Annotated in this window: 19 protein-coding genes; 11 read left to right on the forward strand and 8 right to left on the reverse strand. The window is 61.6% G+C overall.

All coding sequences use genetic code 11. The features are described 5' to 3' along the window. Positions 1 to 49: 49 nt before the first annotated feature. Together FYK55_RS06315 and rsmH are read left to right on the forward strand one after the other, a co-directional pair. On the forward strand, positions 50 to 967 hold the full coding sequence (locus FYK55_RS06315; RefSeq protein ID WP_150075541.1) for a sugar phosphate isomerase/epimerase family protein: 918 nt from the start codon (positions 50 to 52) through the stop codon (positions 965 to 967). Further along, positions 964 to 1,875, forward strand: coding sequence for a 16S rRNA (cytosine(1402)-N(4))-methyltransferase RsmH (gene rsmH / locus FYK55_RS06320; protein WP_150075542.1), 912 nt, complete (start codon positions 964 to 966; stop codon positions 1,873 to 1,875). Before FYK55_RS06315 ends, rsmH begins: the two co-directional genes overlap by 4 nt. 617 nt (positions 1,876 to 2,492) lie before the next feature. On the opposite strand, the gene FYK55_RS06325 is transcribed toward rsmH, so the two are convergent. The 4 genes from FYK55_RS06325 to FYK55_RS30040 all read right to left on the reverse strand — a co-directional run bounded on the left by FYK55_RS06325 (position 2,493) and on the right by FYK55_RS30040 (position 7,514). After that, positions 2,493 to 4,253, reverse strand: a complete 1,761-nt coding sequence (locus FYK55_RS06325) for a TIGR03545 family protein (protein WP_150075543.1) — start codon at positions 4,251 to 4,253, stop codon at positions 2,493 to 2,495. Then, positions 4,250 to 5,254: a TIGR03546 family protein gene (locus FYK55_RS06330; protein ID WP_150075544.1), complete on the reverse strand. Its 1,005-nt coding sequence runs from the start codon at positions 5,252 to 5,254 to the stop codon at positions 4,250 to 4,252. The genes FYK55_RS06325 and FYK55_RS06330 overlap by 4 nt, the downstream gene beginning before the upstream one ends. A gap of 371 nt (positions 5,255 to 5,625) precedes the next feature. Then, entirely contained in the window at positions 5,626 to 6,522 is an 897-nt protein-coding gene (locus FYK55_RS29420) for a hypothetical protein (RefSeq protein ID WP_201743636.1), read from the reverse strand. 410 nt (positions 6,523 to 6,932) lie between these two features. Next, positions 6,933 to 7,514 carry a hypothetical protein gene (locus FYK55_RS30040; protein WP_315854038.1) on the reverse strand — a complete coding sequence of 194 codons (582 nt, stop codon included), beginning with the start codon at positions 7,512 to 7,514 and terminating at the stop codon, positions 6,933 to 6,935. A gap of 249 nt (positions 7,515 to 7,763) precedes the next feature. Between FYK55_RS30040 and FYK55_RS06345 the strand changes: the two genes are divergently transcribed. The 3 genes from FYK55_RS06345 (at position 7,764) to FYK55_RS06355 (ending at position 11,316) form a co-directional block, all read left to right on the forward strand. Then, positions 7,764 to 8,960 (forward strand): 6-phosphofructokinase, encoded by a 1,197-nt coding sequence (locus FYK55_RS06345; RefSeq protein ID WP_150075545.1) that lies wholly within the window; start codon positions 7,764 to 7,766, stop codon positions 8,958 to 8,960. A 536-nt stretch (positions 8,961 to 9,496) separates the two neighbouring features. Further along, positions 9,497 to 10,531, forward strand: a complete 1,035-nt coding sequence (locus FYK55_RS06350) for an acyl-CoA desaturase (protein ID WP_235908471.1) — start codon at positions 9,497 to 9,499, stop codon at positions 10,529 to 10,531. Positions 10,532 to 10,773: 242 nt separating this feature from the next. Beyond that, the gene (locus FYK55_RS06355) at positions 10,774 to 11,316 is read left to right on the forward strand and encodes a 3-hydroxyacyl-ACP dehydratase FabZ family protein (RefSeq protein ID WP_150075547.1); all 543 of its coding nucleotides are present in this window, start codon (positions 10,774 to 10,776) and stop codon (positions 11,314 to 11,316) included. A 28-nt stretch (positions 11,317 to 11,344) separates the two neighbouring features. Here the strand turns inward: FYK55_RS06355 and FYK55_RS06360 are convergent, their stop codons facing one another. Next, the gene (locus FYK55_RS06360) at positions 11,345 to 12,160 is read right to left on the reverse strand and encodes an NIPSNAP family protein (protein ID WP_235908472.1); all 816 of its coding nucleotides are present in this window, start codon (positions 12,158 to 12,160) and stop codon (positions 11,345 to 11,347) included. Between the two features lie 175 nt (positions 12,161 to 12,335). Between FYK55_RS06360 and FYK55_RS06365 the strand changes: the two genes are divergently transcribed. From FYK55_RS06365 to FYK55_RS06390, 6 genes are all read left to right on the forward strand, one after another. Next, positions 12,336 to 13,244, forward strand: a complete 909-nt coding sequence (locus FYK55_RS06365; protein WP_235908473.1) for a TerC family protein — start codon at positions 12,336 to 12,338, stop codon at positions 13,242 to 13,244. Positions 13,245 to 13,519: 275 nt separating this feature from the next. Then, the gene (locus FYK55_RS29610; protein WP_235908474.1) at positions 13,520 to 14,317 is read left to right on the forward strand and encodes a Dabb family protein; all 798 of its coding nucleotides are present in this window, start codon (positions 13,520 to 13,522) and stop codon (positions 14,315 to 14,317) included. 274 nt (positions 14,318 to 14,591) lie between these two features. Next, positions 14,592 to 15,671: a mannose-1-phosphate guanylyltransferase gene (locus FYK55_RS06375; RefSeq protein WP_150075548.1), complete on the forward strand. Its 1,080-nt coding sequence runs from the start codon at positions 14,592 to 14,594 to the stop codon at positions 15,669 to 15,671. A gap of 172 nt (positions 15,672 to 15,843) precedes the next feature. Then, entirely contained in the window at positions 15,844 to 17,748 is a 1,905-nt protein-coding gene (locus tag FYK55_RS06380; RefSeq protein ID WP_150075549.1) for a hypothetical protein, read from the forward strand. Positions 17,749 to 18,067: 319 nt separating this feature from the next. After that, positions 18,068 to 19,063: a sigma-54 interaction domain-containing protein gene (locus FYK55_RS06385; RefSeq protein ID WP_235908509.1), complete on the forward strand. Its 996-nt coding sequence runs from the start codon at positions 18,068 to 18,070 to the stop codon at positions 19,061 to 19,063. 331 nt (positions 19,064 to 19,394) lie between these two features. Beyond that, positions 19,395 to 19,592 (forward strand): hypothetical protein, encoded by a 198-nt coding sequence (locus FYK55_RS06390; protein ID WP_150075550.1) that lies wholly within the window; start codon positions 19,395 to 19,397, stop codon positions 19,590 to 19,592. Positions 19,593 to 19,773: 181 nt separating this feature from the next. Here the strand turns inward: FYK55_RS06390 and FYK55_RS06395 are convergent, their stop codons facing one another. The 3 genes from FYK55_RS06395 to FYK55_RS06405 form a co-directional block, all read right to left on the reverse strand. Next, complete coding sequence (locus tag FYK55_RS06395) at positions 19,774 to 20,358, reverse strand: pyroglutamyl-peptidase I family protein (protein ID WP_150075551.1); 585 nt, start codon at positions 20,356 to 20,358, stop codon at positions 19,774 to 19,776. Between the two features lie 220 nt (positions 20,359 to 20,578). Next, entirely contained in the window at positions 20,579 to 21,532 is a 954-nt protein-coding gene (locus tag FYK55_RS06400; RefSeq protein ID WP_150075552.1) for a hypothetical protein, read from the reverse strand. An 18-nt stretch (positions 21,533 to 21,550) separates the two neighbouring features. Further along, positions 21,551 to 23,212, reverse strand: a complete 1,662-nt coding sequence (locus tag FYK55_RS06405; protein WP_161604334.1) for a BBP7 family outer membrane beta-barrel protein — start codon at positions 23,210 to 23,212, stop codon at positions 21,551 to 21,553. Positions 23,213 to 23,217 lie beyond the last annotated feature (5 nt).

Here is a 23,217-nt window from a genome sequence, read left to right on the forward strand (position 1 = left end):
CCGACTTCCCTGAACTTTCTTTCTGTCACCCTTACCGCGAGCGTTTGCAATGCAACGTCGACAAGCCCTCAAATCCTTTGCCGCCCTGAGCGCACTTGCAGCAACCGCCCGCGCGGGTCTTCCTGCGGCTGCCCAGGAAACCACCGCGGATGCCAACGGTCCCTGGATTCGAAAGACGCTGAAAATCGGAATGATCGGGGTCAAGGGATCGCTGGAAGACAAATTCCGCGCGGCGCAGCAGGCGGGATTCGACGGCGTGGAACTGAATGTTCCGGGCATCGACGTCCAGGAAGTCAAAGCGGCGATCGAAGCGACGGGCTTCATCGTCGATGGCAGCGTGGTGAACTCCCACTGGAACATCCGACACACCGATCCGGATGCCGCCGTGCGGGCTCAAGCGCTGGCCGATTTGAAGCAGGGCCTGGAGCAGACGGCGGCCGTTGGCGGCGACTCGGTGTTGTTGGTCGCCGGCCACGGCAAAGATGGTTCGGCCGAGGAAGTCTACCAGCGAGCGACCGAAAACATTCGCCAGGCGCTTCCGATTGCCCAACAGCACTCCGTTCCGATTCTGATCGAAAACGTCTGGAATCACTTCCTGTACGATCATCAAGGCGGAGCCGATCAAAGCGCCCAACCGCTGGCCGATTTCATCGACCAGTTTGATTCCCCTTGGATCGGCGTGCAGTTCGACCTTGGCAACCACTGGAAGTACGGCGACGTGGCACAGTGGGTCAAAACGCTTGGCCCACGCATCAAGAAGCTGGACATCAAAGGCTTCTCCCGGGCCGACGGAAAGTTCACCAAAATCACCGAGGGTGACATCGATTGGCCAGCGGTCGAAGCGGCACTGCGAGAAATCGGATACCGTGGCTGGTGCGCAGCGGAAGTTGGGGGAGGCGACCTGAATCGACTCCGCGAAATCGCCCAGCACATGGAAGAAGCGCTTCACTGCTCGCAGACCGCATGAGTCCATCGACCGATCCGCCGAGCGAAGAATCGACCTGCCACGTTTCCGTTCTGCCCGACGAAATCGTCCAGTGGGTCGCCGATTGCCAGCCGCGTGTGGTGATCGACGGGACCTTTGGCGGAGGCGGCCACGCGCGAAGACTGCTGGACGTCGTACCGGCAGACGGGCTGGTGATCGGGTTGGACCGGGACCCGGCTGTTCTCGCCCGAGTCGAATCGCAACCACCGACTGAACGGCTGACCGTCTTCCTGGGCAGTTACGAACAAGCCGGCGAAGCGATGAAACGCTGCGACGTCAAAGCGGCCGACGCGATGGTGCTTGACCTCGGCTTGTCCAGCGACCAGTTGGCCGACCGCAACCGCGGGTTCAGTTTTCAAAACGACGGACCGCTCGATCTGCGGTTTGATCCGGAAAGCGGCGTTCCGGCCAGTGAATGGCTCTCACGTCGAAGCGAAAAGGAAATTGCCGATGCGATCTATCAGTACGGAGAAGAGCGGGCCAGCCGTCGCATCGCCCGTGAGATCGTTGGCCGCCAGCGAGAACGCCGCCCCGTCCAAACGGTCAACGACCTGGTCGAAATCTGTCGCCGCTGTGTCCGACGGGGAAAACATCACGACATCCATCCCGCGACGCGAACCTTCCAGGCCCTGCGGATCGCGGTCAACGAAGAGTTGGAGATCCTGAAGCGGACACTGCAGATCGCGCCGCAGTGGTTGTCCCCGGGCGGCCGGTTGGCCGTCATCAGCTTTCACTCCCTGGAAGACCGCTTGGTCAAAACCGCTTTTCGCGACGACCCTCGCTGGAACGTGCTGACCCGCAAGCCGATTCGCCCCGGCGACGCCGAGACGCAGGCCAATCCGCGTGCCCGCAGCGCCAAGCTTCGCGTCGCCGAGCGTGCGACGAGCTGAGAACGAATCAAACTCCTTGAGCTTCAGTCGCGAGGCAAGGACAGCCCCCTGCCGTCGGCGTCAGAGACGAAGACAGGTCGATCGCGAGCGTTCGCGACCGGGCACCTCGTGTACCCGGTCCGTGAGGTTTTCGGAGATGGCAGTAGCGGAGGAATCCGAACCATCAACGATGTCAGCCCGTGGCCGCAAGCTGACCGCGTCAACCCCACGCGAGGCGAACTCGCGGAAGATAGGTAGATCGAAATGACGACGGAATGCCGTCATCGTTTACCGAGAGCGAATTCACCGCAACCTATTAGATAGCAATGACTTACGCTCATCTGTCCAATTTGAACTCGGCCGGGAAATCAGCGTCGGCTGCGCCCGACCGGTAGCGTTAGATTACGCAGCGAGCAGACTCGGTCAACCGCAGATTTTGGAGATTTGCAGCCGCCCGCGCCGCCCCGCCGCGGTAACCCTTTATTCGATGACGATTTAAGTTCTCGGGCGGCCCTCCGGTGAATTTTTCGCCATTTCCGCGGCGATCCCCCCGCCCCCCTGATTTGGACCAAATCGTCCGCTCGATCGGGCTGCAACGTCCACCCGCAGCCCCCCGCCGGCAGGTCTCCGGCTGCCGGTCAGCGAAGCTTGCCTTTGAAGATCTGCTGCATCCGCCCCAGGGTGACTTCGGCGGGGTCCACCTGGCCCAACATCTTTTCCCCGAGCTGCTCGACCAGCTGGTCGGCTTTGGCCACCAATTGGCGGGCCTGGCCTTCTTGCTGGTTGAACCACTCGCGTAGCTGGAGCTGTTGGTTCTGGCAAATTCGGTCGACCTTCTCGCTGAGGGCCTGCTTGGACGCCGCCAGCTGGCTGGCCACGGCCTGCTCGGTCGCCCCTTGAAACACCTGCCCCAGGTTGGTGTTCATGTCCATCTTCATCAGCTCCCAGGTGCCGTTGAACCCGGCGTCGATTTCGATCGTGTCGACCGCGGCCAGACTCTGTTCGATCGATTGCAGGGCGGGCAGACTGGCGTACTTGGAATCCACCTGCATCGCCATCCGCACGCCGGTCAGTTTGCTGACAAAGCGGCCTTGGATTTGTTGGCCTTCGCTGCGCAGCTGCACCCAGACTTCACGCTTGCCGCCCCGAACGGCAAGGCTGGCGTCTGAATCGCGTCCCAGCGACATTGCGGGCGCGTCGGACTGAGGCCAGTGCAGTGTCAACAGATCCACGTCGTTGCCGGAGCGTCGGTCGCGGACGTAGTCCACGCGGACCAACTGGGGACCATCCAGTTCCAATCGGGCGTGAAGCGGTTCGGCCAGGTACTCCGGTTGCGGCGTCATGTTTTCGACCACGCCGGAGAGTGCGTACGCGTTTCCGTCGGCCCGCATCATCCCGCTGACTTCGCATCGTCGAATCAGAATATCGGGTTGACGTTTTCCAGCGAGCAAGTCGACATCGATGCCGCGGCTGCGTTGCGATTCCGGTGCGACCACGGTGTAGCCGGCCAGGGCGCGGCCTCCCTCCCAGTAGGAGCGGATGCCAGCGATCTTCTCACGCACCGCTTCACTGATCAGGTCCACCCCAAAGTTTTTTGAATCGCCAAGATCCCCAGGGACGTATTGATCAATCCGTTCCAAATCTCGCTGTTTGGCCTGCTCCAGCGACGCCAGGTCCGAGCGAAATCGCTGGGGCATCGCGTCGATCGCATTGCGGACCGACTTCAGTTCGGCGCGGGCTTCGTTGGCGGTTGCCAGGGTGCGATCCAGAGTTTGCCAATCCCGTAGCGGGTTGTCGATCTCCCGCGCCGAATCACGAATCTCCCGGACCTGGTTTTCCAAGACCTTCGCGCGGCTGACCAATTGACGATAGTCGGATTCCCAGCGGGTTTTGATTTCTTCGCTACGTCGCACGGTCTCCAAATCCGCCACGGCCTGTTCGGCTTGACGCTGCAGCTGGCCGGTCATCCCGCCCAGCAGTTTTCCTAGCGCTCCGGAACTCTTGGAGGATGGCGTGTAGATCGGTTCGTCTTCGTCTTCGAACTGGCCGGTCTGTTCCCGGCGGGTACCGATCTGCAGCCCCGTGATGCGACCCTCACGGGCGACCCACCGTCGTCGCAGCAGTGCTTCCCCGTCGATCGAAAGCTCGATCTCGTCGGCCCGAAAGGCATCTCGAAACGCCTTGCCGTTGCGAGGATCGGCCACGCGGACCTGTTCGTATCGAACACGGGGCGGAAACAAGCCGACGTCGGTCTTGCCGATGTCCACCTTCGCCCCGGTCGCGGTTTGCAGCCCGGCGACCGTGACGTAGCTGGCGACGGGCGCCATGCCGAATCGCAACAACATCAAGATCACGGCCACGACCAGAAGTCGTGTCAAAAGGTATCGCCAGCGAATCATCCTGCTGCTTTCCTTTGCTGGGAGTGACGCAATCGACGGAGCAAGTAATTGAGCGCCTCGTCCGACGTGGCTTGCGGATTCGGATCGGCCTCGGTTTCGGAGTCGTCCGCGGATTCTTCGCGAAAGTCCTTCATGCGAATGACGTCGATCCGAGTTTCGACGGAAACGACCGACGAGTCCGCGTCTTGAGGACTTTCTTCCGACTCGGGACGAAATTCAGACTCGGCGGCCAGCACGCTGTCGATCCGAACCGTCGACGGCGGCGAGGCCGGCGGTTCGTTGGTCGCCGCAGCGGTTGACGGCTGGTCGAAGCGGGGCGGCGGCGTGGTGGCGTGTCCGTCCTGAACGACCACCACCGAATACTTCGTGTCGGCTGGCGTGTTCTCCGCCGCCACCGAACCGGACGCTTGTCGTTCGGGTTCTCCCGCGGTCACCGGCGGCGCCGGGTCGGCCGATGGCGCGTCAGCTGCCTGCGGCTCCGGAACCGCATTGCTAGCGCTTTGTCCTTGGGACGGCTGAGCATCCGCCGGCTGGGCGTCCAGAGAGACGGTCTCGCTTGAAGACGTGTCGGCCGGAGCCATTCGACGAAACAGAGGCAAAGCCAGCAAAAAAATCGGCCCGGTCGAAAACAATCCGATCGTGAAACTTCCCAACACCACCGTGTTGTTCAAGTCGGTCCAAGGCACCAGCGGCAACGCCCAAGCCTGCTGTGCAATCGATAGCCCCGTGGGGTGTGAGAGCAGGTAGTCGCCGACCCGGTGCGAATAGGGGTCCAGAAACGCGGCGCCAAAGGACACCACGATCGCGACCACGCCCAGCATGGCGTGGTTGACGCGAAAACTGAGCACGGTCAGCAACACCAGGACGGCAAGCAGGTTGCCGTGCGGGATGATTCCCAGCAACACGCCGAGTGCGACACCGCCGGCCAACTGGTGCGGAAACCTGCGCCCTGCGATCGCCTTGCGAACGTTGTTGAGCAGTTTGAGCGAAAAAATGACCATGACGCTGCGCCTCCATGCGCACAGCCCGTTGCGGAACGTCCATCCTGTACCGCTATCGGCAATCGCCCGGGCGTGAATCCACACAACCGTCACATTTTCACTGATCGGATTCACTGATCGGATTCACTGATCGGATTCACTGATCGGATTCACTGATCGGATTCACTGATCGGATTCACTGATCAGGGTCACTGATCGGTCGGATCGGAGCGGGCATTTGGTCCGCCACACGGCCGGCATTGGGCCGCCATCGGGCTGAAACCGGGCCGAAATCGCGTCTGAGAATGCAACCAGGCCCCGCGGAAGTTCCACGGGGCCTGGTCGTCGGTGCGTTCTAAAAGATCTGTGCCCGGCGGGCGGCACGCGATCACTCAGCTGTCACTGGAGAGCGAATCGCTGGAGAGGGACTGGGATTCCGAGCTCTCCGAAGGGGTGCGGCTCTCGGCGATTCGGGTGGCTTCCCGCACGACCGCCATCGCAGCTTTGATCTCGATCGGTGAGAACCAGCGAACGTTCCCGGTGTATTTGCTTTCGACACGATTCTTGGCGGCCAGAGTCTGCCAGGACAGGTCGTCCATCAGGTTCCACGCTGCCGCCTGAGCGGTGTTCTGCGCGACTTGACCGTAGCCGAGTGCTTCGCACAGCACGTGAACGCGTTCGTCCTTGGTGACCACTTCCAGCGGCACAATGGTGTAGGCCATCTTGGGGTTCGGATCCGGCTTGCCGTGCTCCAGACACACCGTCGTGACGGAAACCTTTTGCTCGCGTTGCGGCGGGATCCGCATGAAGCCGCCCATGCCGCCGCCCATGCCGCCCATGCCCATGCCGCCGCCCATGCCACCCATGCCGCCGCCCATTCCGCCCATGCCGCCGCCCATGGCTTGACCGCCGCCACCCATGCCGCCGCCCATGCCACCCATGCCGCCGCCCATACCTCCCATGCCGCCGCCCATGCCGCCCATGCCACCGCCGAACTGGCCGTGGACGGGGACGCCGGCAAACTTGGCGGGCAAACGCAGGGTCATGGGTTCATCGGTCAGGTTGCGGACCAACAGGTTGGCCTTGGCAGCACTCAGCGGGATGAATTTGACGTCGACCTGACCTCCGTCCATCGCCGCGAAAAGTTCCGCCTGCGGCGGCTCGGGTTGGGCCGGATTGTCCGCCGACGCGCCCGACGCCAGCAGCGTCAACGCCAGACAAGCGGATCCGGCCGTGAACAGTGCACGACGGGCGAAACGGAGATCGGCAGAGTGTGTGCGTTGAGACACGTTGAAGTTCCTTGTGCGTTTTGGGCCGGCGGATGAAGAGCGGATCAGATCGGCGCGGCCTGGAATTGGGGATAACTTCACCGCAGCAACATCGCCGTCTTGAAGGAGGGCGAGGCTGCTTCGGCGAAACCAGGCACGAGGAAGGAGGCAGGTGAATCGCGGCCCAAAACTCCCCAGGGGATGATCGCGAATCGTTCCTCGAACCTCCTTCAGCATAGTTCGGCGAATAGGCAGGACCAAGTAGAAAGCTCTGCGGGAGCCAGGAGGAACCGCCGAAAAGCGAAAATTTGGGCCAATCGCTTCAATCCTAAGTGCTTTTCAGGGTGCACCCTGCTTTGGGACACAAGTCGCTTCCCGGGAGGAGGTCGTGCAGCTTTGAATCACCCTCCCTCCGTGAGGGTGATTTCACCTCACTTGACCGGGTCGCCTGCGGAATTCCTGCTGCCGGCACCATCCCTACCGGTGTCATCGGCTGCCGCGTCGGCCTTGCCGCCGCCCGGTGTGTTCGGAAAGCCGTCCGGCCGCCGGGCTTTTGATTCTTTCACCGACACCGGGGGCAACAGTGAATCCAGGGCGTAGGCCTCGATCTCGAACGGATTCTCTCGATATCCGTCTCGACCGCGGACATACAACCACAGCGACCACCCCAGGTACGCCGGCACGAACAGCGGCCCCCAACGTCCATACTGGCGGACGTGCACGTGCTCGTGCGTCCGCGTCCGTTCCAGGGCCAAACGGTCACAACCGAAGACGGCATATCCCAGGGTCATTGCCGCCGCGGAGACCGGTAATCGGCGTAGCACCCAGGCCACCCCGGGTCCGTGCATTTCGATGACGCCCTGAACCACCCGGAACCGGGCCAGCAGCAGCAGTCCGATGCCGACGGCGAAACACGTATTGGGGGCGGCCCACAAATAACACACCGTTCGCCGCACGGCACCGGACCGCTGCGGCGGCGAATCAACCTTCCGGTCATTTCGCTCGGTGATCAATCTGAATCCCCTTTCGGCCCTCAGCGACATTTCCGATCTTCACACGATCGGCTCGGCGACCGCCACGTGCTGGCGGCGATCGCCCGCTTGCGGCAACTCGGTCGGACGCCGCTACCGATCTGGTTCGGCCCCTCTTTCGCCCGCGGTCACTTTACACCACAACTACGACGGCGCGACGGGAACTCCGGATCCGACTTCTTTTCAGATCCGATCCACGTACCAAATCCGATCCACGTACTGGGACACAGCATGTCCGTCGAAATCATCGAGGATGGCAGCGTCCATCTCTACGGCCGCGAACGGCTGAGCGATCGTCCACGAATCGGAATCCTGACTTCCGGCGGAGACTGCCCGGGGCTCAACGCAGTGATCCGCGCGACCACCAAGGCCGGATTCTGGTTGGGATACGACGTCGTTGGCTTTCGTGACGGAATGGAAGGCCTGGTCGATCCGGTTCGCTACCAAGTGCTCAGCCCCCGCAACACGGCCGGAATTCTGGTCCAAGGCGGAACGATTCTGGGATCGACCAACAAGGGACGCTTTGGGACACGCGTGGGCGTCAGCGGCCGTGCAGAAATCGATCCGGCTCTGGTGCGGAAAGTGGCATCCACCTTCGAGTATTTGAAACTGGAAGGGCTGATCATTGTCGGTGGTGACGGCTCTCTTTCCACCGCCCTGCAGTTTCACGAGGCCGGTCTGCCGGTGGTCGGCGTCCCCAAAACGATCGACAACGACTTGGCGCGAACAGCTTTCACGTTCGGCTTCAACAGCGCGGTCTTGTGCTGCGCCGACGCGCTGGATCGGCTGCACACGACCGCGGCCAGCCATCGCCGGGTCATGGTCCTGGAAGTGATGGGTCGTCACACAGGCTGGATCGCGCTGCACGGCGGGATCGCCGGCGGGGCCGACGTGATCTTGATCCCCGAGATCGGATGGACCTACGAGAACGTGCTCGCGAAGATCGAAGAACGCCGTTCCATGGGGAAGGACTTTACCCTGGTCGTCGTCGCCGAAGGCGCTCACCTGCCATCGGGCGGCCTGGTCACCAGTGACCAGGAATCGGGCAACGCCCAAGTCAAGCTGGGCGGGATCGGCCCGCTGGTCACCGCGCGGCTCGCTGAGGTTTGCCAGCAAGACGTCCGCTGCGTCGTGCTGGGGCACCTGCAACGCGGCGGCGGACCCACCACGTTCGACCGCGTTCTCGCCAGCCAATACGGGGCGCACGCGGTCCGTTTGATCGTGGAACGAAAATTCGGCCAGATGGTCTGCAGCCAGCCGCCCGACATCCTGGACGTCCCGATCGCCGAAGCGGTGCACCAGATCCGTACCGTGGACGCTCACGGGTCGGCGGTTCAAACGGCGCGGGCCATGGGAATCTGCTTTGGCGATACCCCCGGCTATCAAAACCCGTTTGCCGGCGGCTCCGGCAAAGTCGCCTCGGTCTGAGACGGGGGACGGGCAAGGCCAAACAAAAAACGGCCGAGTTCCACGCCGAAACGGGAAACTTGGCCGCTGTTTGAAAACCGTCTGGCAAGCAGTCAACGGGATCCTTTCACTCCCACGGTGAAGACGATCCCGCGTCCTCCTGTTCGTCCGCGTCGAGTCCACAAAACAGCGGACTCTCACCGGTAACCCGGTCTATCGGCTCGCGCCGGCCCGGATTCGGGTCGGAAAGTGGCGTTTTCCTGGAATCGCTCCCGCGACGGGTGACGTCCCACCGATCGCTGCAACTGGGTCGAGTTTTCCGCCTGACACCGGTGCGTCGACCACCGACACCCCCACCTCGACAATTTGTCGCATGCCGACGACGAAACGGCGGTCCGGCCCGCAGGGGGGAACGGGCAAATCTTTTACACGGCCGTTACATCCATTTGCCGTGGTCTAGACAGAACCGGAAACCAATCTTCCTAAACTTTCGCCCATCTGCGATGGAATCGACTGCCGCACCGGCACCCAACCGCTTCGAACGAGGAATCGTCATCATGGCGAATGTAGTGGAATCCCTTCCGAATCCCCCCAGCCAACCGGTCGCTCCCGATGCGGAGGAACTGCGTGGCGGCGTGGGTTCGCCCCAAACTGCACCGAACAGCACGAAGGCTCCCCAGGGACAGACCAATCCGGAACTTGGCACCGCCGCCCAACGGAAGCGGTTCTCCAATCTGTCTTGGTGGGCAATCGGCTGGCTGGGGTTGGCGCACCTGGTGGTCATTTGTGTGGCGCCGTTCACATTCACGCTGGCCGGATTGGCCGTCGCCGTCGTGCTGCACTGGCTGACAGGCAGCATCGGAATCTGTCTGGGTTACCACCGACTGCTGACGCACTCCGGCATGAAGACCTCCACCTGGTTCAAATACGTGCTGGCGGGTGTCGGATCGCTGGCCGGAGAAGGAACGCCGTTGGATTGGGTGGCCGACCACCGCAAGCACCACAAACACAGCGACCAAGACGGCGATCCCCATTCGCCGCATGACGGCGGTTGGTGGAGCCACATGTTCTGGCTGGCGTTTCACACGCACAACGGCGACCGCGATGCATACCTGCAGCGTTGGGTTCCCGACTTGTATAAGTTGCGTGGCATGAGAATCATGGATTACCTGTTCCTGCCGATCCACCTGCTCAGCGGCGTCATCTTGTTTGGTGCCGGTTATCTGTTCGGTGGCGTCGAATTGGGTACCTCCCTGTTGGTCTGGGGACTGTTCGTGCGGCTGGTGTTCGTGCTGCACGCCACCTGGATGGTCAACAGCGCCTCTCACATCTGGGGTTACAAGAACTACGAGACCACCGACGACAGCCGGAACAACTGGTTGGTGGCGATCGTGGCTTACGGCGAAGGTTGGCACAACAACCACCACGCGCACCCACGGATGGCAAAACACGGTCACAAATGGTGGGAATTCGACATCACCTGGCAAGCCATTCGCCTGTTCCGAAAACTGGGCTTGGTTTGGGACGTCGTCGACTATCGAACGGCGGCGGAGAAGAAAGCCCGCGAACAACAACCGACGTCGGCCGCCTGAACCCTGGCGGAACGACGCAGCCCTCGCCAGACTTGACGCCTCCGTACGTTCTGTCAGCTGGCGACCTTCAACCGATCGGCCCGACGCATGTCACGCATGCGTCGGGTTTTTCGTTGGACCGAATTGCTTTTGCCCGATCGCTTTTGGCGGGTCACTGCTGGCGGGTCACTGTCGGCGGATCACTGTCGGCGGGTCATTTTCGTCTCGACCGCCATCGTTCTTGCTCAACCGAGGAACCGTTGATGAACGACCATCCGCATCCCACTGCCCCTTCGCAACCGACCGATCACCAGCACCAGTTTGAACGCGTCGAGGACTACCTGCACCACCGCGCCCCGTACCTGCTGATCGACGCCATCGAACGCCTGGAATCCAAGTCGATCGTCACCCGATCGACCGTGCCGGACGACGCCTTCTTCATCACCGGCCATTTTCCGGGCGCCCCGATCCTTCCCGGTGCGATGATGCAGGAGATGACGACCCAAACCGCGGGGATTCTGATTGCGGCCCGGTACAATCCGATGGCCCAATTTGACACGCACGATCCGGACGCGAACCCGTACGCCCTGGGCGTCCTGGTCAAGGTCTCCCACGCCCGCTACCGCGGCTTTGCCCGTCCCGGCGACGAGTTGCGGATCGAAGTCCGGTTGGAAGATCGGTTCGCCAACGTCTTCGATTTCAAAGGCCGCGTCGCCTGCCGTGATCAGACACTGATGCGGAACCAGTTCCAATTGGCCAATGTCGCCTCGCGGACGCTGCGTGGCCTCCCGGCGGCGACGTCTTGAGACGGCCCGCCGCGTCCTCGATGCCCCATCACATCTGCGAATAGGGCTTTGCCGCCAACACGTCCTGATCAATCCGGCTGACGGTGCCTTTGTATTTCTCCACGCCTTTGAGCACTTGCCAGTCGGGATGATTGCGAAACGTGTCCCAGGCTTTCTGGCGGGCCGCATCGTCGGGATACACCGTCAGGTAGATCAGGCAGGGCGTCTGGGGACCGATCAGGCACTGGCCCAGGAACACCGGCTGGATCCCGCTGTCCAAAAAGATCGGCACCTCCCCGTTGTTGAACATGTCCACCTTCAAATCGCCAAGCCGCTCGTTGGGGCTTTCATACAATCGCAGCTCGTAGACCCGTTGCTGATTCTCCAGCGTTCCCGCCGGCACGTTCAGTTTCGGCATGCAGTCCATCGCCACGAGCAATTCACTGCGAATCCGCTTGTAGGGAACCTGATCCGGCTCGATGCCGATCGACTCCCGGGCGTCCTGCTGGAATTGCGAGTCATCCCGCAAACCGGAAGCAACGCGGACCAGATCGTTGGGCGAGTCATAGGGAATGACCACGATCACGCGGGAATCCTCGCTGGAATCCTTCTCCGTCGGCTCCGCCGGAGCAAACACGCCGACCGGTCCGACATCCTGCCTGCCCAGGGCGGGCAACAGGGCATCGCGCAAATAAGCATCCAACGCTTTCGCCGACGAGGCATCTTTCAACTGGTAGGTGCGTACTTCGTAATACTGCTTGTCCATCGGCTTCTCCGGATCGGCGGCGTGCGACAGGCCCGCGAAAAAGGTGGCCAAAAGGGCAAGGGCGACGGGCAGAATCGCAGCACTCGATCGATCAATCATGGTCTCTCTCCAATCATCTTTTCGGAAGGTTAGCGGGGTTGAGCCCGCGACGGCCCGCGCATCATAATCCCGCCTCGCCCGCGGCGCGGAGCGGTCCAGGCCGGCCGATCGGCTTCAGCCGTTGCTCCGTGGGGGCGAATCCTTTCGCAATTCTCCTCTCGCTTCGGGTACCAGCGTGTTCGACAAGATTGGTCAGATCGCGTCCATCGGGATGCAACCTCATCTGTTGTTGGCCGAAGCAGCTGCGACCGCTGAAGAAGCAACGGCGGCGGCGGGCGAAGAATCATTGTTCTCCATCGGCGGCCTGCTGACACTGGGGATGCTGGTGCTGCTGCAAGCGGTGCTGGGATTCGACAACCTGCTGTACATCTCGATCGAAAGCAAACGGGTTCCGGAAGAGCAGCAGTCGATGGTCCGAAAAACCGGCATCGGACTGGCCATCGTATTCCGAATCGTTTTGTTGTTCGTCGTCGTGCACCTGATCCAACGGCTGGAAAACCCGTTCGCGCACTACGTCTCCGATCCGCTGGAAATGCACGTCTCCGGCCACAGCCTGATCGTGTTGTTCGGCGGCGGTTTCATTTTGTGGACGGCGCTCAAGGAAATCTATCACCTGCTGGCGATTCATGAGGTGGGCGACGGAAGCGAAGACGAGTCCAAACGCAGTTCGGCCGGCAAAGCCATCGGGCTGATTGTCGCGATGAACCTTGTGTTTTCGTTCGATTCAATTTTGAGCGCGATGGCGCTGACCGACTCGTTCGCGATCATGGCAACGGCCATCGTGATCAGCGGTCTGCTGATGATCTGGCTGGCCGACCACGTTGCGGAATTCTTGAAGAAGAATCGGATGTATGAAGTCCTGGGACTGTTCATCCTGTTCATCGTCGGCGTGATGCTGGTCAGCGAGGGCGGGCACTTGGCCCAGCTGGAGTTCTTTGGGTATCACGTCACGCCGATGGCCAAGAGCACTTTCTACTTCGTGCTGTTCGTGCTGATCGTCGTCGACATTGTCCAGGGACGCTATCAGAAGAAGCTGATCGCCAAACAACAGCGTTCCCAGACGAAGACGCCCACGACGGCGTGACGGGCGTTCCGGTGACCGGCTGGGATACCGGCGGGGACACCAACTGGGACACCGGCAGGGCGGCAAAGCCGATGCAGGTGTCCCACACCGATCGGAATCGGCCGAGGGGAACCGACCGTCGGGAAGACAGGCGTGCCAAAGTCGGTTTTCCGGCCCCTGACCGTCCCCCGGGGAATCGGCGTCGATGTACAATCGTCGCTGCGCCGCACGCGTCCCGTGGTTGCTGTTTTACCCTCCCAACCGCCGTCTCCCTCTCTTTGACCCCCAGTTGCACTATGCTCCCCCGCCGAATCTTTTTTCGAATCGCATTGATTGCCGGATTCTTCTGCCTGGCCGCCGGACCAGGCTGTTTCGCCCAAAACGACGACGCCTCGCAATCGGAGAATGCGGTGACTGGAGACCCCACCGAAACCGCCGGCGACTCCGCGGAGTCACAAAAGAAAGGGCTGCTGCGGCACGCCGTGTTCTTCTCCTTCAAGGATTCTGCCAGCGAAGCCGACGTGCAGGAAGTCGTTGACGTGTTTGCCGCGTTGCCCAGCAAAATCGACTCGATCATTGACTTTCAATATGGCACGAACAACAGCCCGGAAGGCTTGGACGACGGATTCACGCATTGCTTTCTGTTGACCTTTGCCGATGAAGCCGGCAGAAAAGAGTACTTGCCGCACGCGGCCCACAAGGCATTCGGTGACGTGCTGCGTCCTCACATGAAAGATGTTTTCGTGCTGGACTACTGGGGCGACCCCTCGCAACCCAAACCAGAAAAATCGCTGCTGCATGCCGTGTTCTTTGATTTCAAGGACGATGCTTCGCCCGAGAAAATCAAACAGGTCGAGGAAGCGTTTGCCGCGTTGCCGGAGAAAATCGACACGATTCGGGCCTTTGAATGGGGGACCAACAACAGCCCGGAAAGTCACGACGACGGTTTCACCCATTGCTTCCTGGTGACGTTCGATAGTGAAGAAGGACGCGCGGCGTACCTTCCCCATCCCGATCATCAAGCGTTCGTCGACGTCCTCAAACCCGTGTTGGAAAAGGCCCGCGTGCTGGATTTCTGGGCAGCGCAGCCGTAAAGGCTTCGACTGTCTAGAAGACGAACGCTCGATTCCGCCGTCGCCGGCCGCGGCGCCGGCGGAAGTCACCTCGTGCCGGACCGGCCGCTTCAAGCCGACTCTCCCGTGGCGGCCTTGCTGCTTGCCCAGCGGCTTGCTTCTGGCATCGTCCGCGTTTCGGTCCGTTCGTCACCGATCCGTGGTTTCACGGCTGCAGCCATTTCGTTAACGTTTTCGCTGTCGCGTAGCAGGACACGGATCTTTCAGGAACATTTGGCGAGGTCGACGAGCAACGATGCTATACGCAGTGATCATGGCCGGCGGCAGCGGGACACGGTTCTGGCCGGCCAGCCGGAAGATGAAGCCGAAGCAATTGCTGTCGCTTGCCGGGGATCGAACGATGATCCAGGCCACCAGCGATCGGCTGACCGGGCTGGTGCCCATCGATCGTCAATGGATCGTCACGAACCGCAACTTGGTCGAACCGATCGCCGAGCAGCTGCCCGCGATGCCAAAGGCCAACCTGATCGGCGAACCGGCCAAACGCGACACCGCCCCTTGCATCGGATTGGCTGCCGCGTTGATCCAGCGCCAAGACCCCGACGCGATCATGGCCGTCATGCCGTCGGACCATGTCATCCAAACGTCCGATCAGTTTTCCGAAGCGATTGCGGCGGCCGAGCAGCTGGTCCTGCAGGACCCCGAGCGAATCGTCACCTTTGGAATCAAGCCAACGTACCCGGCCGAGTCGTTCGGCTACATCCAACGCGGGGATGCCGTGACGACAGCGGACGGCCCCAAGGCCTTCGCGGTCGCGGAATTCCGCGAGAAACCGGACCAGCAAACAGCCGCCGAATACTTGGCCTCGGGCCGCTACTACTGGAACAGCGGCATTTTCGTTTGGAAAGCTTCCACGATTCTGGATGCGCTCCGGAGCCGGCAGCCGGACATGTACTCCCATTTGCAAGCCATCGCCGACAGCATCGGGACTGCCGAGTACGCCGAAACGCTGGATCGGGAGTTCACAGCCATCGAAGGGACGTCCATCGACTACGCGGTGATGGAGTCTTACCCGAACGTGGTCGTCATCGAAGCCCCGTTCGGTTGGGACGATGTCGGCAGTTGGCAGTCGCTGGGAAGGCTTCATCCGTCCGACCCGCAGGGCAACACGGTGGTCGGCAAGCACCTCGGAATCGACACGACCGGCTCCATCATCTTTGGGTCACCGGATCACACAATCGTCACCATCGGGGTGGAGGACCTGATCGTGGTGCAGACAAAGGACGCCACCCTGGTGGCTCCAAAGTCGGCTGAAGAGCGGGTCCGCGAAGTCGTCAAACGGCTGCAAGAGTCCGGACAGACCGATTGTTTGTAGGGCGACGATGAAACCGGTCAAAAGGGCGGAAACCGCCGCCGGAACGCCGCGACGGTAAGTCGATGCTAGGCTGTGTTCAGCCGGCCACGAGCAAATCGCCGGAAAATCCGTACACAGAGACTACGATTAGTCGCTCCGACGTCCTCCACTCTCGCTCGAATCGCCGCGACTCATGCCTGTCCGCCTCCTGATTCTGTTGTCCCTGCTGTTGGCCCCCGCTGTCTCGGATCGCCTGGCGTCTGCCCAGGACGATGCGGCATCCGAACAACCGCCAGACGAATTGGTCCGTCAATTGGAATCGACGGCGGCCCAGGGGGGAGATCGTTTGCCGCAGGCCATCGAATCACTGGCCCGCATCGGCGCCTGGCCGCAAGTCGATCGCTGGCTGGCGAAATTGGATGAGGTCCAGGATCAAAACGAACTGGCCCGCGCAGCGCAGATCATCGGCAACAACCTGCTGCTCCGCATCTCCTTGCGCGAGGAACTCGGCGACGCCAGCCGCTCGGCGTTGGGCAAACTTACCGCGGCGGCCAAAGCCGTGATGGAATCTCCCCAGCGTCTCAGCCAGGCGCTCGAGCAGCTCGGATCCAGTCAGATCGACGACCGACTGAATGCCAACCGAACGCTGCTGCAAGGCGGCAACGCATCGATCCAAACCATCGTGGGCGCGGTCGGCAAGGGCTTGCCGCAGCCGCAGCGGGGACGCGCGCTGAAAGTCCTGCGGTCGCTCGGTGATGGTGGTCAGCAAGCCCTGCAGCAGTTGGCCCTTTATGGTGCCGCATCGGTCCGTGCCAACGCGCTCGCCGCGCTGATTGAGATCGCCCCGGATGCCGCCACCGACGTGGCCGTCTCCGCCGCGTTCGCCGAGGATGCCGGGGACCAGGAACGTCAGCTGGCAGCCGACTTCCTGAATGCCATCTCACCCGGCATGACGCTCGATCGATCTGTCGCCTACCTGGCCGACCGTCTGCGGACGGCGCGATCGGTCGCCGCGCGCACCTCCAACGATCCGACGCCGGCGATCCTGTGGTCGGTCAATGAGGATCGAACGGGTGTCGATTTCGTCCGCACCACTGAACTCTATGCCCAGTACCGCCAGGCCTACGATGCCGGGCAGCAGTTGCTCCGCCTGGGCGACGTCCCACCGAAGGCGTTCCAGTCCGCGCTGGCGGCCGATCTGGCCTATCGCGTGCTGGTCGACGTGATGTGGGGTGACGAGGACCAGGTCCAAGCGATCCTGAAGACTTATGGCGACCGGCTCACGCCGCAGCAGATCCAACTGGCCCTCGGAGCGGCACGCCGCGACCACCAGGTTCCCGCAGCGGTCGGGCTGCTGCGTTTGCTCACCATGCTTCTGACCGACGACTCCGCCCCGTCCGCCTCCGACGCGCGGTCGATGTTGTTGACCGACGACGCCGGTGGCAGCTCGGAAGTCGTGCAGGCGACCTTGGACCCGGACCCGAGAGTCCGCTACGAAGCCGCCGCGATGATCGATCGAGTCGCCGGCCCGCTCACCGACGACGTTTCCTTTGCCGGATCCAGCTACGTCCGCAAGACCTTGGCGGAAATGTCGCGTTTGTCCCGCCAGCCCTCCGTCGTGTTGATTGAAACGCGGCCGTTGGTTGCCCTGCGTCAGGAAACCATTCTGGGACAGCTGGGTTATCAGGTTCGGGCCGTGCAGAGTGTCGCGGCTGCCGAACGGGCGGTTTCCCAAGGAGGCGATCTGCGAATGGTGCTCAGCAAACTCCGGCTTGCCGATGCCACGCCGACCGAGCTGGTGGATCGAATCCGACGACTGCCGAAAGGGAAACACACTCCGATCGTGTTTTTCCAAGACGACGACGCCGACGAACGTGTGGTCAAAGCGGCGGAACTGGAAACGACGTCGCTACGTTGGAGCGACGCCACCACTCCGGCCGTGTACCTGGTTCCGCTGCCCGGCAGCATCAACGCATTTGCCGACGTTCGAGCGGAAGTCGAATCCAAGCGTCGGCTTCCCCCGCTGAGCGTTTCGGAGCGGCTGAATTTTCAGGCAATCGGCACTCGGGCCCTGCAAGACGCAAAGATCGCCCGCTAAATCAAACCCGGTATCAAAATCCGCCGCCAAACGCTAATTTTTGCGTGATGCCCGTCGGCATCGATCGGACGATCAATTCGTGGGACGCGTCAAAGACCAGCGTGTTGCCGCCGCGGCGGCCGGTGGCGGAATCCCGATCGATTGCCCAGGCAAGACGGACATTCCGGCGATCCATTTCCGCGTTGAAAAAACCGCTGGCGGCGGCGACGTCTGCTCGCCCCGCCGCGATGACCGCGAATGCTCCATGGCAATTATTGGTAACTCCGCGACGAACCATCCCAACAGCCCCTTGCCGGGGATCATCGGGAATTCTCCGGCGATGCGCGACGTGTATCGCATCACGCGGCGGGTCGCCGTCAGCAACGCTTCCGTCTTGGTGTTGGGTGAAACCGGCGTCGGAAAAGAATTGATCGCCGGGGCCGTTCACCAGCTCAGCCATCGCAGCGGCCGCCCGTTCGTGCGCGTCAACTGCGGGGCCCTCAGCGAAAGCTTGCTGGAGAGCGAACTGTTTGGACATGTTCGCGGTGCTTTTACCGGTGCCGTCACGAACCGCACCGGACGATTCGAAGCCGCCCAGGGTGGCACGATCTTTCTGGACGAAATCAACAGCACGTCGTTGACCCTGCAAGTCAAATTGCTGCGGGTGCTGCAGGAAAAGGAATTTGAGCGGGTGGGGGATACCAGCACGCTCCGGACGGACGTCCGAATCATCGCGGCCAGCAACCGGGACCTGATGGGCGAGGTGCGGGAAGGGCGGTTCCGCGAAGACCTTTACTGGCGGCTTAACGTCGTCCCCATCGAGATCCCCGCCTTGCGAGAACGACGCGACGACATTCCCGCGTTGATCTCGCACTTTCTGGACTACTACAACGAACTGAACGACCGGTATGTCGTTCACATCGGTCCCGGAACCATGGAAGCCCTGCAGGATTACCACTGGCCGGGAAACGTCCGGGAATTGCAAAACTACGTCGAACGGGCCGTCGTGATGGCCGAGACCGACGAGTTGACCACCGACCTGCTTCCCGATTGTGTCCGCAACGGCCGGACTCAGATGGCCCCTGATGCCGACGGCCCCACGCCGGCCAATTTTGATAGCTTGGCCCGCAACGTCGTTCAGGCAGGGCTGGACGAAATCGGCCAGGACGCCGGGGACGCCCACGGCAGCATCGTCAATCGCGTCGAGCGCGAACTGATCCAGCAGATCCTGCAGGCCTGTGGCGGCGTTCAGACCAAGGCCGCCGCCCGGCTGGGGATGAACCGCAACACCCTGCACAAGAAGATCAAAGAGTACGGACTGGGCGACGACGGCTAGGGGACCAGATCTGTCTTCAGGCACAGCCTGACCTACAGAGCGTCTTCAGGCACAGCCTGACCGACGAAGAGGCTCTGCCCCACGTCGCCAGCGGATCCCCCCGCTGCAGAGCCGCACTTCGTAATGGGGCACAACACGACACAGGGAGATTCTGCGGCAAGAACCAATGAACAAGCGTTTCGGTCCGGAAATGCTCCCCAAAGAAAATTGGAAATCTGGCATTTTCGACGTGGGACATTCGGCGATTGGTGCGTTCTGGCTTTGTGCGGGGGCCTCTGAAGAACAGAAGCTTTCAACATTCATACGCAAGAACGCCTAGAAGACACGCACCATGAAAAACCCCGAATTTACGCTGGAACTCTCTGACGGAACGACCTTCGCCGTGGACTGCCGAGGGGATCACCGGCACCCGGACATCAAAGCGTTCTACCTTCCCGAAGGCGCCCTGCAGCCGTTCAGCAGCAAGAATTTGCCCACCGAGCGGCGTCGACACGCTAATCCGGAAGCCGCCCTTTCGGGGTCCCTGTAGGCGGCAATCGCCACTGCGCTTGCGTTCACCATTTTTCCCTTGCGACGGCTGACCAGCGACCACTTCGGTCGCGGGGAAGGACCGCAAGGGCAGCTGGAATCACAGCGTCAAACCGGCCCTGGCGATCGAGTTGTTCCAGGGGTGATCGTCTTTCCGTGCGATGGAGCGTCCGTGATGCCGATCAGGCATCATGAGCTGCCAGTCCTTCTGCGACCAATGCGATCGCGGCGCTCTGCATCGGCGTGCTCATGCTGGACATCGCCAGCCGTTCACGGGCCACTTGGGCCGGCGTCAGCGGCAGATGCATGAACACGCTGCGCGTCTTTCGCCCCATCATCTCGCTGTAATGCTGGCTCAGATACAGCGTTGCGTTGCACAGGTAGGTGCCCGCATGATGGGACACCTCCGCAGGAATCCCCGCCTCTAGCAATCGGCCCAGACAGTCGTGCAGGTCCGTCGGCGAGCGGTACGCGGTGGGGCCATCGGAAATCAACGGTTCACCGTCGGTGCGGAGATTCAATCCGACCGATTCCAGCTTGATCAGTGGCGATCCGGGAGACTGGCCCAAGTGGATCGCGAAGTCAAAATCTTGCTGGAGATCCAGTTCCAGCTGTCGCTGGGTGCGTCCCAGGTCCACCGGGTAGCGGCGGGTGGTGATTTCCAGGTTGCCCTCATACCAGCTGGTGAAATCGATCACGGCCAGCCAGCTTGAGTTATCGTCCCAGCGGTCATACGGCTCGAAAGCGGTCAACAGAACTCGAGTCACGATCGCCTTTGCGAAAGACAGGGACGAATGCGCGCAGCAACAGACAGGGTGTCCGTTACCCGGCGAGGTTCGCCACATCATAGTTCACCGCGGAAACAGAATTGCCTGCGGGAGTCGCGGAATAGGCAAGATTCTCCGGGACGGGTTGCGTCGGCGCCCTCGCAGACGACGCAGATGCCTTGCCGCACCGTCAAATCACCCCGCTGGTCATCGGCCTGGCTCAGGCTGCGGCTCGGCCGTTTTGCCGCAGTCGCAATTCCTCGTCCTCGATCAGATTCCGATGCGACTGTCCGTCAAGCGCTGCGGTCATCCGCCGCTGCAAACTGCGTCGCATGGCGCGATGATAGCCCACCGATGCGGCGAACAAGGTCAGCAGATTCGCGAAGCCGCTGTGGCGGACCAGCGGGTGAGGATCCATCACGAGATGGCTGTCGCTGCCGAAGGAGAACAACTTTCCGTCGATCTCGCCGATCGTCTCTCCATCGGCCTCGACTTCGAAATCGGCACCGATGGAGAACCAGTGACGACGGAGCACCAGATTCCACATCTTCCGGCCGTCATAGAAACAGAAACTGAAGATTGACGGGATGCGAAAAGTGCGGTGGTTTTGTTGGACGTAAGTGACGTGTTCGCGGCGTCCCAACATGGCCGCGAAGGAAAGCAAGGGTTTCCCGGTGGCGATGGAGTTGTGTACTTCGGTGGCCGTCACCTGCTCCAACGTGCCGACCCATCGGACCCGTTGCCCGGTCGTGCGAAACAGCTTCAAAACCAACCGGCGAGATTCGATGTCCCCGGTTTCCAGTTTCATGATGGCATCATCGGCCAGGTTGACTTCCAGCTCTCGTTTCTGCTTTGACGAAAGCCGACCCGACCGTTTGATTTGTCGCTTCAACTCGTACCGACGTTTGTCCTTCATCGCCTCCAAACAGCTGTGCAGCTCTTCCTCGTCAGGCTTCCAGACATCCGTCCGCAGTCCGACCAGGTGCGTCTTTTCCCAGTCACCGGTTTCGGAATCCAGCGAGCTGACCGTTCCGACGCAATCCATGTGCGTGGTGAAGTGATTCGAGTCGGCCGTTTTCAGTTTCTGCAACAGTTCGACATTGCTGGGATGAATTCCCGGCACGGCCCACATGTCGACAAACCGTTCGCGTCCAGTGTCAGATGCATCCGCCACGACTGATCCCTCGGGTCCTCAGTAGATATAAGACAAACCGAAATGAATTCCCTGCACGTAAAACGTGTCATAGCGGAATTGGGGACTCGGTCGCGCGGCTCCCGTCGGCGGGTCCGCGAGGTTGACGGCCAACGACGGATCGATCGCGCCGGAAACTTGCAGAGCGTCGGTCATCGCAATCACGTGATAGCCGACCGTCACGTCAAAGGCTGGATAGCGCTGCCAGCCGAGCGTGAAATCCAACTCAGGCACCCAACCGAACGTGTCGTCATCGATGGTGCCATCATTGGTGGACCGAACCAGCAGCCCGTTCGGATTGGTCGCATTGTTGCCGTCGATGCTGGTCAACGTGTTTCCGGTTCGAGTCGCCTTGCGTTGAATCGAACCGAACCCGATTTTCGCCAACGAACTGAACGACCAACACCCTTCGCGGTAATGGGTTGCCACCCCCAATTGACCGCCGTGAAAATCGTTTTCGATATCAAAGGCGTCGCGAACCGCGATCACCGCACCGACGGGCGCAAAGTCGTCGTCGATCGAAATGCTGCGGCTGGAAATCGACAGTGATTCGTCCATGCCCATGTATTGGTACCCGTACAGCAGATCGATCGTACCGCCGAACGGCTTGGCCCAAAGTTGGCGAATCGACAGGTCGGCTCCATACACATCGCTGTCGCCCTGAATCTGAATCGCGCCGGTCGCTCGATCCGGAAAGGCAATGATCTGCGTGTCCTGAGCCGGTGTCACACCATCGGTCACGTTCAGAAACGGGCGGGTCAACACGGAGCTTGAATCTTGGTTGGCCGAAAAGGCATGAGATTCCTGACCGGCGAACCAGCCCCGTGCCACCAGGCTGCGATCCTTGTAGGCGTCCAACCAGGTCCCCAAGGTGAAGCGGCCACCGGCGCGCAAGTCTTTGAAAACCGACTCGCGTCCGGCCAGCACCACGGTGCCGGCATCATCCAATCGTCCGGCAGTCTCGGCGTCCGGATCCGCGTCAGTCGTCGTGGTCACCAGCGCCGGCAACCGATCTCCCGAACGCCACATCAGCAGCAGTTCGACCGTACCGAACCACCGATCGCAGTCCACCCGACCGGTGGTGCACCCGCCGTCACAGCCCATCGCATCACATCCGGACGCGTCGCAACCAACGTCGAACCCTCCGTCAAACGCTCCATAGCCGGCGACCTCGCCCAGCAACGGAGCAGGTCGCGAGGACGATGCGGTGCAGCTTTGACAAGAACATTGCTGAACCGAACCCTCGACGTGGTCCTTTGGATACTGCGTCACCGATTCTTCGGACCGTTGATAGGACGCGATTCCTTCGATCGGCAACGCCTGCAGCTCCGCATCCACTTGTCGGTGGTCGACCGGCTGCAGCCCTTCGTGCGAAACCGGGCGGACCGAATCGTCCCAATCGCCATCCTCCCAATCGTCCACGTTGACGGGTGCGGGCAGGTCCGACTGCGCCGGTAACTGCCTGACGGAGGACGCTTCCAGGGAGGTGACGGATACCGGCTGAAGTTCACCCGGGCGAATCTCCGGCGGCGTCCAGGAGCCGCGATCGGGTGTCTTGCCGCGAACCAAACCCTCAACGGCCGCCGCGCTGTGGCACATGGCAAGCATGCCACACAGCAACAACATCCGTGGCGAGGAGCGGCGGAAGGCTTCTTGAGTCATCACGA

Origin of the sequence: Roseiconus nitratireducens (assembly GCF_008629675.1) — a bacterium.
In the GTDB taxonomy this organism is placed as follows: Bacteria; Planctomycetota; Planctomycetia; order Pirellulales; family Pirellulaceae; genus Stieleria; species Stieleria nitratireducens.